Origin of the sequence: Bacillus sp. FSL R5-0560, assembly GCF_037966305.1 — a bacterium.
GTDB classification, from domain to species: domain Bacteria; phylum Bacillota; class Bacilli; order Bacillales; family Bacillaceae; genus Bacillus; species Bacillus mojavensis.
The window spans coordinates 1,906,406-1,920,197 of the sequence record NZ_CP150195.1; the positions used below are offsets into that span (position 1 = coordinate 1,906,406).

8 protein-coding genes are annotated in these 13,792 nt (G+C 36.7%); all 8 read right to left on the minus strand.

Features of this window, described 5'->3' with window-relative positions; all coding sequences use genetic code 11:
• Positions 1–11: 11 nt before the first annotated feature.
• Entirely contained in the window at positions 12–2,654 is a 2,643-nt protein-coding gene (locus NST56_RS09885; protein ID WP_339181612.1) for a phage tail protein, read from the minus strand.
• Positions 2,655–2,666: 12 nt separating this feature from the next.
• Positions 2,667–3,428 carry a distal tail protein Dit gene (locus NST56_RS09890; RefSeq protein ID WP_339181615.1) on the minus strand — a complete coding sequence of 254 codons (762 nt, stop codon included), beginning with the start codon at positions 3,426–3,428 and terminating at the stop codon, positions 2,667–2,669.
• A 40-nt stretch (positions 3,429–3,468) separates the two neighbouring features.
• On the minus strand, positions 3,469–10,359 hold the full coding sequence (gene cwlP, locus NST56_RS09895; protein WP_339181616.1) for a transglycosylase CwlP: 6,891 nt from the start codon (positions 10,357–10,359) through the stop codon (positions 3,469–3,471).
• 53 nt (positions 10,360–10,412) lie between these two features.
• Positions 10,413–11,102 (minus strand): immunity protein, encoded by a 690-nt coding sequence (locus tag NST56_RS09900; RefSeq protein ID WP_339181619.1) that lies wholly within the window; start codon positions 11,100–11,102, stop codon positions 10,413–10,415.
• A gap of 78 nt (positions 11,103–11,180) precedes the next feature.
• A complete protein-coding gene (locus tag NST56_RS09905) occupies positions 11,181–11,630 on the minus strand; it encodes a hypothetical protein (RefSeq protein ID WP_339181622.1) in 450 nt (149 codons plus the stop codon).
• 223 nt (positions 11,631–11,853) lie between these two features.
• Positions 11,854–12,855, minus strand: a complete 1,002-nt coding sequence (locus tag NST56_RS09910; protein WP_339181624.1) for a site-specific integrase — start codon at positions 12,853–12,855, stop codon at positions 11,854–11,856.
• A 13-nt stretch (positions 12,856–12,868) separates the two neighbouring features.
• Entirely contained in the window at positions 12,869–13,288 is a 420-nt protein-coding gene (locus NST56_RS09915; RefSeq protein WP_144484068.1) for a hypothetical protein, read from the minus strand.
• Entirely contained in the window at positions 13,272–13,772 is a 501-nt protein-coding gene (locus NST56_RS09920) for a hypothetical protein (protein ID WP_226466709.1), read from the minus strand. The genes NST56_RS09915 and NST56_RS09920 overlap by 17 nt, the downstream gene beginning before the upstream one ends.
• Between the last annotated feature and the right edge of the window lie 20 nt (positions 13,773–13,792).

A 13,792-nucleotide genomic window follows, 5' to 3' on the forward strand; every position in this document is an offset into this window, starting at 1 on the left:
ATCACCTCCGTTTAATTTTGCTGGTAAGCTTCCCATATATATTTGACATTTAATTTGTTTCCTCTAAAATTTTCATCTGAGCCAGTTAAAAAGATTTTATCGCCTAAAGCTCCGTAGCTTAAATCTCCGCCAACTAGAGAGAGACCAGACGCTGTACATTGATAGGCATAACCACCTGTAGGACTTTCAATAACCAGCATACTGTCTTCAGTTGAAATTGGAGTTATTTTGACTAGATCTGGAGTAAAGGAGAGGGGGATTTGTTTACTTGGAGTGCCGTCTCCTATATAAACACCCTTTGAGAACTTAGGAGGTAGGGGGATATTTTCAGCTAATAGATAATCTGATGCTGGTCGTCCACCTAACAACTCCGCATTACCGTCTATTGAACCACTAATAATTCCTAATTCATTGCGCACTGGTATTGAATTTGGCGAGGTGGTTGTAGAAGCTGTAAAACCATTTAAGGAGTCTGCCGAACCTGCAGATGAGACAATCCATTCTTCTCCGTTAAACAGTTCTTGTTTATTGTTCTGGGGATTGATCCAAATTGTCCCTGTCTCTGGATCTTCTGGCTTAGTTTCTGTGGAGATTGTATAGAGACCATTAACTTTTCCACTAAGGCTTCCTTTTACTTCGATAGATGGAGAAGGGAGGTAGGGGTTTTCAGAAGGATGATTTGATTTAACTATATCCGAAAGAAGAATCTGATTTATATCTATATCTGCATCTACTCTTCGATAAGCTTGAACACCGATAGTGTAGTACATATTTGAAGGTAATCCGGTAAAAGTGGCTGTGCGTCTGTCATATTTAACATTTTGTAAATTTTCACTGGCTTGCACAGAGCCAAATGTGTATTCCTCATTGTCATCACTACCGTGTAAGTAAACCTCAAATCCATCAATGTTGTATTTGTCCTCATCGGAATCAACATAGTTCCACTGAATGGTAATATCAACTGACCCGTTATCATTTACTTTATGGGTAATTGCAGTGCCATCAGAAGCAATGGTAGGAGGTGCAGGCTGCACTGAGATTCTGTCATTTCGGATATTGAAGTTTTCAGTTACTTTGTCCCATTCAATCTTTCTTTTGATTAATTCAGTACTTATTTTGTTTGTTCTGTAAACGGTCTTAACGATTTTCTCGAAATCAGATTGAACTCTTTTTCCATTTGTTATAGTGACACTAATATTTGATTGTTCAAAATCAATTGTTATTGCTGAAAGTATGGCTTTAATATCGGTATTTAAATCATTCTGTTGAACTCTTACTATGTCTCCTAAACTGAACCTATCCCAGTTATGTTTTTCACTAATACAGTTAAAAAAGTTTACTATATCGAGTGTTACATTCACTGGCGGTGTATTACGACTTTCGAGTTCTTCGTTTGCATCATCATAAAGTTCATTCTCATCATAGATGCTGTCATTTGACCACTCAGTAGTCGAAATGAAACGTGAGAGCAGTTTTTGCTGATTTTCACTAAAATTGTTCTCAAAAGAGAGCTTTTCTTTAAGCTTGGAAATTGAAGCAGATATTTGAGAAATTGTTGATTCAATCGTAGCAATTTGGTTTTTCTTTCCTACAACTGCTTTCTGCTTTATGGCGAGTTGAGCTTTCAGTTGACTTGTGTCATCTCCGGCTTTCTTCGCAACTTCAATTCGATCTAATAGCTTTTGGACTTCAAGGTCAAGAGTGTAAAGCTCATTATTCAATTCGGTTAAAGCAGTTTCAGCTTCGTTCTTTTGAGTGAGAAGTTTACTAAACGCATTTCCTTCGTTATTAACAAGGTCATTGTAATCAAGAATTGCATGACAAAGTTCATCTGGCATATAGGCACTGTGGGAAATAACATTTCGTTGTTCGTCACGTTGAAAGGGGAAGAGGAAATAAGAAAAGTCATCAATGTAGGATTGTCCAGTTGGGTTCACTGAATTAATACTGATACCATCTTTTCCAGTAGCATATAGTCTTGTTACCAATTCGTCTGCATCCTCAGAATCGTCCATGCTAATCATATATTGCCGAGGGTTTAGTTTAAGGCCTTTGTATTTGGAAATGTCGGATTCTTTATAGAAGCTTACAGTTTCTTTTACTGTATCAAAGACTGGAACTGCATCGAACTTCTCACAGATTGAATATAAAAAATCAAGCTTGTTAGTTGATGATACATCAAACTGTCTTCGTTTTATGTTAAAGAGAGTATCTATGTATCCAACCGTCCAACTGGTATTCTTTAAACAGTCTGTAACTACTTCCTGGAGGTTTTTAGATGTCTCTTCATATTTAAGAACGTTTATTCTGCTCAATTCATGTTGAAGAGATCGGCACTCAACTTGTACAGTATCCATTTCACTGCTGAATGAATTGGTTCTTTTAGTGATAATAAACCAAATCGTAAGCCCATAAAACTCTGTTTTAATTAGATACCAGGGTTTTAGTAGATCTACAACATGATTTCTTTTAATGACTCCATCATAGGTGGCCTTACGTGGGATAGAGAAGGAGAGTTCGTGGACGCTGCTTCCATGATTTAAAGTTACAGTGGGATTTAGAACTTCATCAATGTTGGCTATTTTAGTCTTATCTGGCTTAGCAAGGGATAAACGTATGTTTTTTATTTCTGTATCCTTGCGAATAGTTATCAATTTTTCACCTTCTTACCGATACTTAAACCTGAAAGCGAATCTCAGTTTGCATTTCCCTGTCACTTTTAATCGGTTTTTTCCGTAATCTAATCTAATATAATTGTCATTAAAATCATCATATCTTTCATTCCCATATAAAGACGACTCAATAATTTCTTTGACGCCATTCACTTTAACAATTTCTCTGTCTTTTAGATTGCTGAATATAAAGGGTTCAGTATAATCACTTAGGTTCTCGATTTTCACATCGCCATCGCCAATTTTAAGAATTTCAACAGTAGGGTAAATCGCAATATCACCTTTGTTTTGGAGTTCAATGATTTTCATTCCTGATGATATATCAAAGGAGTGGGAACTTGTGTTTCGACTATATGCATAAGGGGAGTTGCATTTCATTGTCAAACGAACATATCCATGTCTAGCCGCATTATGGACTAGATCACTGGTATCCACGGGCATTGCATAATATACAATGTCTAAATTTTCGCTGAACGCTAACGGCTTGTAATCATCGACATCTAGCCAGCGCTTAATTGCTCTTATTTTTTTCTCATCATAATTTTCACCAACATAAAAGTTTAAAGGGAATTGTTTTGATTCTCTTTTGACACCTTCAGTGTACGGCTCAGATCTTCCTTTTACATAAGTTTCATTAACTGATCGTGAGCCCAAAAAAGTTTCTTCAACTAACCCTGATTCTGTATTAACGTTTTCTACACCATAGTCGATCGACTTTACGTTATCAAACATGAAATATTGGCTCTGTCTAATCAATTTTTCACCCCCAATATAAAAAGAGCCGGCCTTAGCCGGCTCATGTTATGTTGAAATTCAGTCCAGTATTTTTAAGACCATTTGCTAATTGTTTGTACACTAAGCTTGCAGTTTCTTTAGCATTACTAGCTTCTGTTACATTAATTGTGAATGAGTTCTGATTGTTTGATGTATTCCCTTGAGGTGTAGAAGCGGATACAGTAGGTGTTGATAAGTTCTTAAGAGCTGGAATTAAGCCTTTAGTTAGATTTGTTTGGCTAGTAACTGCAGCGTTCATTGCTGGGGTGACAAGGGCGATACTCTTACTTAAAACATCTGAAATTTTACCAGGTTGACCCCATTTAGAGGTAGTCTTTACTGAATTGTCAGTGGACGTTTGACGAACTTGTTTCACAGCTTCCAGCATGTTTTCAGTATCTGTCTTGTTTAAAATAAGTTCCTTATCATGTAAGAATGCAAGCTTTCCTGCTCCAAGTCCCGTGCCTGTATATCCACCAGAAGCAAATGATGACACCTTTTTACCTGTTGTATTTCCAGTTGTAACGGTATTTAATGCACTGGCAGCGTCCTTAAGCTTATCAATCAAGTTATTGGAAATACTTTTCCCAATCGACTTCATATTCTCGTTTATGAACTTGGTGAATTCATTAAGCTGTTTAGCGATATCAGTGATTTTACCATCCATAAGCTTATCTTCAAGCTTTTTGAATGCTCGTTCATCATTTACCAGGTCATCGTACTTGTTGTTAATTGATTCCTCATCTTTATCTAGCTGATCCTGAAGGGCTTCTTTCCGTTTTGTGTTGCTGCGATCTTTAATATACTCATCCAAAGCTTCCTGTTGCTCTTGAAGCTGTTTCTCTAGGTCTTTGACTTGCGATTTAGCCTCAGAGGAGTCGTCCATGGAAAGTTTATTGATCTTATCTTTTGTTTCCTGTATTGCTTGGTTTTTCTCCTTCAATTCCTTTTGATACTTAGCTTCCTCGTCTTCTTTGTCAATCTCATCAATCTTATCTTGTGTCGCTTTCTGATGGGCTTCTAGCTCTATATCCCGCATTTTTTCGTACATCTCTTTGTAGATGGATACAACTTCGTCAGCCAATGATTTATAGATATCCTTGATCGACTTCTTGGTGTTATAAAGCTCAAGGTTAAAATCTTTCTGTTTATCTTTCCAGTTTTCGATTTCTTCAGTGATCTGTTCCTGGATGTCAGGGAAACCTTTCGCAGCTTTCTTTTGCTCTTCAAGCTGTTTGATATATTTTTGGGCTTCCTTTTGTTGTTGCTGAATAAGCTTTATCTGTTTGCTATAGTACTTAACCTTGTCTTCATCTTCTTCAGTCATTGATATTTTATTATCAACATCTTTAATTTTCCCTTGGGTTTTAGAAGATGACTTTTCAATTGACTTGAGTGTCTCATCAACTTTAGATTGGACAAGTTGTTTCTGTAACTCACGAACCTGGTCTTGAACAGAAATTAAATCTAGCTTGGCTTGTTTAAGCTCTTCTTGAAGCTGTGCACGTTGAGCGGAGTTCAATGCTTTATTTGTTTTAATTTCTTTTTGAATCCAATTAACTTTTTGTTGTTGGATTTTAGCTTGCTCTGCCACAGCTTTTTTCTGATCAGAGGTGTATTTTCGGAACTCCTTGCTGTCAGAAGTATATCTGTTAGCCATTGATTCATCTTTTGCTATCCGAACATCAAAATCCCCAATTCTTTTATCAAACTCATCGAGTTTAGATTTAACTAGTTCATACTGAAGTTCTTGAATCTGATCATTGACTGAACTGATATCTCCTTGGAGGGAGAGAAGATCAGATTTAGCCTGAGCTATCCCTTGTTGCCGTTCTGCCTCAGCTTGTGACGCATCTGAAATAGAAGTTCCAATACCTTGCATGTACTTTTCAGGATCGATTGTTTTTCCATTATGTTCGATCTGTAAATGAAGGTGGTTCCCAGTCGAGTTCCCTGTGCTACCAACTTTACCAATAGTTTGACCGGCTTTAACTGATTGACCTGCTTTTACAGAAGGAGTGTTAAGCATGTGCATGTACTTGGCAACTGTTCCATCATCCTGTTTAATAACAACCCAGTTACCTGCTGTTTTACTGTAGCCAGCAATTTGGACTTTACCACTTTGAAGAGATTTAATTGCTGTACCTGCTTTTGCAGCAAAATCAGTTCCTTTGTGTGGGGAGGAGCGGAGACCAGATTCCTGTTGTCCATATTTGGAGCTTACCCTAAAAGCGCTATTATTTGTATAATAGCTGGCGATTGAAGAAGTGGCAGATGAGAGCGATTTGCTATAGTTGGCCATGATCTTCTTGACGTAATTCTGTGTTTCTTTAAAAGGAGGGATACCACCATATTTAATTACGTTACCAGGCCCAGCATTATATGCAGCTAATGCTTTTTCAACATTACCGCCAAACTTTTCAAGTTGTTGGGCGAGGTACTTTGTTCCACCCATAACATTTTGATAAGGATCGTAAGCGTTATTTACTCCTAAGCTTTTTGCTGTTGCTGGCATCAGTTGCATTAATCCCATGGCACCTACACCAGATCGTGCTTTAGCATTAAACCCTGATTCTTGCTGAATTACAGCTGCAATAAGGGCAGGGTCAACATTGTATTTACTAGCTGCTGAATTAATGTAGCTTGAATACTTGCCTGAATATGATCCACCAGTTGAGGAGGGGGTTCCGCCAGAAGAAGTTGTAGAGGTTACAATACCATATTGAGTAATGTTACCGGATTTAATTTGATCTTTAAGCAGCTTAGCTTGTTCCTGCATAAGCTTTTTCTTTTGCTGAAGTGCTTTAATTTCTTTCTTAATTGCATCTCGATATTTCTGAGAATATTTCGGATAATCATTGACCTGCTTGTTGTACTTGTCAATCTCAGCATTAACTTTTTCTAATGCTTCCTTGTATTTATCAACAACATACATGGAAGTCTTGGTTTCTTCATTGGCTTTTTCTTGTTGATCTGTCCAATTCTCCAAAGATGTTCCAGCTTCAACAAGTGCCTGTTTATTCATTTCTTGTGTGCTGGTGGCTTCTTCAGATGCTGAAATATAAGATTCTAAAGCTGATTTAACGCTTTGCATTGCTTCAATTTGACTATTGGAGTACCCACCAGGTTGAAGCATTTTCTCTTCAAGCTTTTTAAGTTCTTTTTTTGCATCTGCAACATTATTAATTGACTTAACTTCTAGGTCTGACAGTTCAGCCTCAGACATATCAAGCTTTCGTTCTTTTCGTAGTTTTTTCAGGCTGTCAATCCGTAAGGTATCAGCGTTTAAAGTTTTGATAGCGTTGTTAACTTCTGTTTTCATCAATTTGTTGCTATAGGTAACCATGTCGTTATAAGCATCAAGTTTAACTTTTCTTTGTTTGATAACTTCATCACGGTTAATTTTCACAACACCGTTTTCAATGCTAATAGCCTTGGCAAGTTCCTTATCTTTTTGAATAAGGGTATTAGCTTCATTTGCAGAAATGCTTTTACCTTCAGCCATTTTTTCTAGAAGATCATTGAGAGGAGCCACTTGATCTTTGGTGTTATTGAAAATATCCCCATTTAAGGCATCTTGAACGGAATCAAACTGCATAGCATCTGACATTTCTTTAATAGCTGCCTTAATATCATCGACACTATTTGCATCCAGAGCTTCTTTTAGCTTCTTACCAAAATCTTCTGCCTCGTTACCTGCTTCTGCCAGCGTCTCACCCAAATCACCAACTTCAGATTTGACGGAAGATAAGCTCTTATCTCCATCTTTTATGTTCTTCTGTGCTTTGTCGAAGCTCATTTTAAAAACATCAATAGAAGAATCGGATTTGGAGTATGTTTCTAAGAGACTTTGAAGATCTTTTTTTGCATTATCGAAAGCTTTTTCATCACCTGAATCTAAAGCTTTTTGCATTTTTTCTTGAAGCTTTCCTAAAGAAGAGGAGAATTTTTCTAATTCTTCAGGATCTAAATCGTCTTTTAAGTTCAGTTTGTTGACAACATCACTAATACTCGTCTTTATAGTATTACTGATATCAATTGAACTATAAGCATTTGCAATTGAAAGGACGCTATCTTTAACTTTAGCATTTCCACTCTCAATGTCAGATTGAGCTTTGAGCATACTTTGTTTAGCTTTATCAGCTGCAACCTTATAGTCATCGTCATCTGCAATGAGATCCCATTTAGGTCTACCTTTATCGTTGTAGTCAGCTATTTGTTTGTACTGCTTTAATTCATCCTTAGACTTTTTAATTTCCTTAGAAGCGTCTTCGAATGTTTTCTTTGCACTGTCTCTTGTTTCTTGTTTCTTTAAAGCCAAATACTCTTTAGTATTCTCAATCGCTTTTTCAAGCTCTTTATTTGTCTTAAGAATTGCATTTCCTTGAGAATCATAGCCTTTAACTAATGCAGGGAAAGTTTGCGCTAATTGCTGAGTGACTTGAAGGTATTCTTGCTCTTCATCTGAAGTTAAAGATCTTGACTCTTTAACCTTTTGAAGCTCTTTATATTGTTGTATTAGTTTATCAGTGGAGTCTTTATTGGTCGTAATTGCTTCGACATTGGTTTGCTGGCTCTGCTCAAAATCATCTTTAGCTTTTTTAGCTTCTGCAAATGATGAAATTAATGATTCTAGTGCCCATCCTAAAGCAGCAAACGCACCACCAACTAATGTTGAAACAAGCAACCCTCGAAGAGCAGTTTTTAGAACTCTTGAGGCGACTGCTGCACGAGTCATACCAGCTTCTAGCCCAGCAGTCGCTAAAGTTTCTTGCCCCATTGCACGTGTGCCCAAAATTAGGGTGGTGGCTAATGTGCGGGTATTCTTACTGAGCAAAAGGGTTGCAGTGCTTACTGCAGCTAAAAGGGGAGGTAGGAACCCAACTGATTTTATTACTCCTGTTGAAGCGTTAAGCAAAGAACCTGCTGCTTGAGTAAATTCAATTAATCCATCGCTAATAAAAGCATCTGAAGCTGCAATAGCAAATTCAGTGAAGTTATTTTGAAGCTTATTTACCCTAGCTTGTAGACTATCTGCATACTTTTGCTGCTCACTCCAAGCACTTCCTGTTGAGTTAGCCGCAGTTTTAGCCGCATTCTGAGCAATAGAAAAGTTGTTCATCATTGCATTAAAACGGGATAACTGATAAATACCAGCTACTCCAATTGAAGTATTTTGTTTCTGAGCATCAGAAAGTGTATCCCACTTACCGGCAACTTCAGTTATTAAATCACTTGCTGATTTAGCTTCTCCACTAGCTGTTTTGACAGAAATACCGATTTCATCTAACGCTTTAATTGAGCTTTGATTATTCCCAATTCGTGCGAAAATTGTCTTTAGAGAGTTGCCGACGATATTCCCTGATTCACGTGTTGTACTAGCGATTGAGGTTGTGTAACCAATAAGATCATTTAACTCGACCCCGAATGTAGAAGCAGTTGAACCTGCTTTACGGATAGAATTCGCTAGATCGAGGGTTGTAACAGCATAGTTATTATCAACCTCATTTAATTTATCTGCAATTGATATTGAATCATTTGCTGCAATATTAAAGTTGAGCATTGCTGCCGTAAGAGTATTAACTGTATCATCGGGAGTTAAATCGGAGACATTTTGAAGAACTTGAGCAGTTTTCGTTAACGTGGAGAGTTCACTTTCATCGAAACCCATTCTCCCAAAATCGCCTGTCATTTGGAGAATATCTGTGATTTTATTTGAAAGTGTATCACCTAAGTCAATAGATTCTTGGAGAAGCTCATTATATTTATAGTCCGGCTCATTCATAACACGGCGAATATTTGTCATGAGAGTATCAATTTCTATTGCTTGGGATACCATTTCTTTAAGGCCGGAGATAGCTCCATAGAATAAAGAACCGGAGATTAAATAGGTGGACATGCTTTTGAAGGTTTGAGTTAGTTCTGCTCCAAAAGAAGAGGCTTGATTAGCAGCTGCTTGAGCGCTGGAGGCTAATTCTCTAAATTGCATATTCAAGCTTTGAATTTGTGATCTGATATTATTGCTTCCAGTGCTTACATTAAGACTATTTACTGCATTCAAATAATCTTGAACAGCTTGTCTATTACTAGACCCCATGGAACTGCCATACCGTGTATTTAGGTTTTGGACATTTACTTGTGCCTGTCGCTGATATAATTCAATGGTTTTCTTTAATTCGTTGTTCTTTGCAACTGCCGCAGATTTATCATCTAGCATCCTTATCTTATTTTGCAGTGCTTCAATTTGCTGAGCAGATTGAGCTGTGTTTATTTTTCGGCCGAGAGATGAGATGGTCGTATCGGTAACAATACCTTGCTGTCTAAGCTTCTCTAGATCTTGCTTAAGCTGCTCAATTGCTCTCCTTTGTTGGTCATAATTAGTTGTAGTTTTTGAAGAGGTTGAATTAGTTTTAGGATCAGTTGTATAAACAATATCATCGAACCCGTGGCGATTTTTCTGCACAATCTTTGTTGGCTGTCCCTGCAGATTTCTCTGCTCGGTCTTTTTTTGAACCTGACCTAGTTTCTCAGTGGCCTGTGTAAGCTTGTTAACCTCTTGAGTTTCTTGCTTTAAAGCAGTATTACGATTGTTGATTATTTTTGTTTCACGTTGAAGTATCTCACCATTTTTCTTATATTGCTGGGTGAGCTTTTCAACTGATCCGTCAGCATACTTAATTACTGTTGAGGTTTCTTTAACTGTTTGGTTATAGGATTTTAGGTTTTTCTGATATGTATCGACAGCAGAGGAGAATTCTTGCAGAGCTTTTAAGGTTGTAGAATCAATATTCGTATTGAGCTTGAGGGAGTTGAGTTTCTTTTCCAGAGATTTAATTTGCTGATTTAACTGTTCGACAGTTTTGGATGAGGTATCAGCTTGTGGGGTTAGTATAATTTTGAGGTTTTGACTCAAGTAAGAATCACTTCCTTTCAGTAGGGGAGAGGACAAAGAAAAAAGCCACTCAGTTATTGAGCGACTTTGTTTGCTTTCTTAATAATTACATCCATAACACCATGCCAATATTCTGCATTCTTAAGTGCTTGTTGAATGATATTGCTATCTTTCTTATACCCCTGAGTATTATACCCTTCAACTTCTTGTGTGGGGAGAAAATCGATGTAATGGATAGGTTTACTTAGGTCTTCAACAGTAATCTTTAGTGTGACGGATTTGACCATTTCATTTTGTATTGAAGAGGCAGACAACCCTCCAAGTGCAGCTCCAATGCCTCCAGCTAACAGGCCTCCAGCTACGATTCCCGATTTTGATACTTTAGAAATTATTTGATTGTCCAAAGCAATTTCGGATTCAATAATATTAGAAAAAGGGATTGTGTATTCTTCAATATGTTCATCTCTATCTCTATTAAGATGATATATTTTCACAAGGAATTCAGATTCCTTAAAAGCAATTTTAGTTTGGTAAGTATTAAAGAAATTGTCTGGATTAAAACCACCGTCGAAGTGCTTAAGTTTTTGCGCATTTTCTTTTAGTTTATCTATATTTTTTTGGGCTTTAATTTTATAGGGCTCAAGTGCTAATAGGGCTAATCCTGCAATTATTAAGCAAATTCCCATGCCTCTCCAGCTATCCATTAGCAAAAAGAAAAGACAGAATAAAAAATAGCCACCATAAGCCATTAACTTATATCCCATTCAACCACCGCCGGTATCATTTTCCTACATTATATCACTGTTTCCAGTCATGGAGAACTATATAAATGGAAAGTGAAATCATTGGTTCTTTTCTGATTTTATCTGAATGAGCAGTTCTTTAAGATAATCTGCAGTTGTAGCATTTTCTTTATCTTTTAAAATATTACGAAGTGTCCATAAGCAAATTATGATTGTGATTAATACGTAAATTAATGCATTCAATCGGTTTCCCTCAGTAATTTTTGATAGATTCACACCAAATAATACTTGAAATCCTATAAACGATGTTCCCAAAATCAAACTTCCAATTCCCCAAGTTTTAGATGGATCATATTGCGATTTTATTCCTTCCATCCTTGCAATGGCAGATGATAATTCAGACGGGCTTAAAGCTTTTATTATTTGGATTTTCCTTGCATGTGTATGATAATCTTGTCCATTAATAGGGAATTCGTGCTTGATAAACTTTATTAATTCTTTGGGATTCATCTCAACCAGATTGTGTTTTAGTACTTTTTTATTTAACATTTTCATCACCTCTCCATATTATCGACGAATATGTAAAGGATTTTAATGGAAATTAGATTTCCAAGGGTACGTTTCTCTAATTCTCAATGCAAAAGTGGATTTACCTAATAGCTAATTTTAAAATCACTTTGTCTTTATAGGGGAAAAAGTGATTCTTTGTTTTATACATAAGCAAAATCCCTCAAACGAGGAATCTTGATTCTGAATAAAAGAGGGATTTTAACTAAACAAATATTTGATTCTTTTCTTCTTCAAAATCCCGTAAATCATAATGTTTGATTGTTGTTGAGACATCTTCGTGATGAGCTACATATTTACTTATCAATTCAATTTTGATTTTCTTAACTTCTAGGAGATAAGTGATGCATGAAGCTTTGAAGAGGTGGGGGTTAATACGCCGACCAAGAATGTCTGATAAAACGTCCGAGCAAAAATAATCAGCCCAAGACTCTGACATCTGTTTAGGCTCTCCGCCATACTGAGTAGTGAAGAGGTATTCATGATCATAACGGCGTTTTTCATGCCACAATCGAAGGTACCCCAATGCTTCTGTGTTAATCATGAACTCAAGTGGTTTTCCTTCACCTTTACCTTTTCCGAATACCTTATGACTCATTACATATGACTGCCCCTCTGGAATAGGGTAATCTAATATTTCTGTTTTTAACTGTATGAGTTCTGCTCTCCGTCCGCCGACATTAAAGGCAGTGGCAAGCCATGCCATCCCCAAATAATTTTCATCCTCTTTTAGGGCGTCCATCATAAGTTTATATTCATCATATGTAACTTTTACTTTTTCATATGTTGTGGTTTTTGGAATAGCCGGGAGTCCACGTGTGAAGTTTCTGAATTTCTCATAATTCTCATCATCTTCTGCAACAACATTTTCAATGTAATTATTTAATGATGATACACCGGCTTTTTTTAATGCAATCCCACTGGAAGACATTCCACGATTTTTTAAGAAACTTTGATACCTAATGAAATCACGTTTTGAGATCTTATAAAGTTTTTTGCCGTTAAGAGAGGTATGTACCCACCAAAAGAATTGGCGGAGGGAGGAGTAATACTGTTTTCGTGTTTTATCTCTAAATGAATGCGCATCTAAAAACTCTTGAACCAAGCTTCTGTGCTCTTCATCTACTTGCTCCCACATTGACTCCGTGATCTCGGGGAGTTTTATTGCTCGAGATCTGAGCATATTCTTTTCAATTGGTTTGGTCATTAATTCACCGCCATTAGTCTGTTTTAATACCGTCTGCTTTTAAATCTTTTTTTAGCGCTGCAGTTAATCGTCCATCTCTTAAGGTCTCAGAGGTATTCTTCATAAAAGGACGAGGTTTACCATATCCATATCCATATGAATCAGGGTATGTATACCCCTGCCCGGTTTCAATAACTGTAGCAATGTCTTTTCCATCATCTTCTCTAATATTGTCCAATGACACCCCATTGCTTTCGTTGGTGGTTATAAAGGCATCTTTAACTTGTCCTGTGCGTTCATAAAGTAGGGGATCATATGCACCGTAAACATCTTCATCAATGTGCTCTTGTCCTGTTTTCACCATAATTTGTTTCACATTAGAGGAAGACTTATGAATTGATTGAATTGCAGCTTGTTCAACCATAGCTTTGATATCTTTAATTGTTTTCGCCACTAACTTCACCAGAACCAGTCTCTATTTCTTCTACCTTTTCTAGAATAAGTTTGTTGATTTCCTCGTGGCTCATAGTTAACAAGTCTTCAGTGATTTTTTCTAAAGCTTTTGTTGCATCTTTAAGTTTCTTCATACTTTCTTTTGGAAAACTGTTAATAATCATAGGGAAGAATTCGGAATCTACAAGCTTAAGGTACCATTTAACTTTATTTTTGATGTCATTCGGAATCCCTAAATCTGAAAATTCTTTGACAATTGAAAAGAATACCCATTGAACAGTGTTGATTTTACTAAAATCAATACCTTTATCTTCAGCTTTTTGTTGATCAGAGATCATTTCAGTTAGCATTTTTGTTAACCGAGAAGGAGAAAAGTATGGGTAGATGAATACATGTACATCATCGGTTAATTGGACTTTTTCTTTCTTGTCGTACTTATTGACACTTTCCTCAATTAAACTTAAATTCAATTTTTTTGATGCCATTTAATATCCTCCTTAATATC

Bases quoted from the DNA above. Each gene is read 5' to 3' on its own strand.
- NST56_RS09920 (WP_226466709.1), bottom strand. From the start codon at position 13,772: ATGGCATCAAAAAAATTGAATTTAAGTTTAATTGAGGAAAGTGTCAAT.
- NST56_RS09905 (WP_339181622.1), bottom strand. From the start codon at position 11,630: ATGTTAAATAAAAAAGTACTAAAACACAATCTGGTTGAGATGAATCCC.
- NST56_RS09900 (WP_339181619.1), bottom strand. From the start codon at position 11,102: ATGGGATATAAGTTAATGGCTTATGGTGGCTATTTTTTATTCTGTCTT.
- NST56_RS09910 (WP_339181624.1), bottom strand. From the start codon at position 12,855: ATGACCAAACCAATTGAAAAGAATATGCTCAGATCTCGAGCAATAAAA.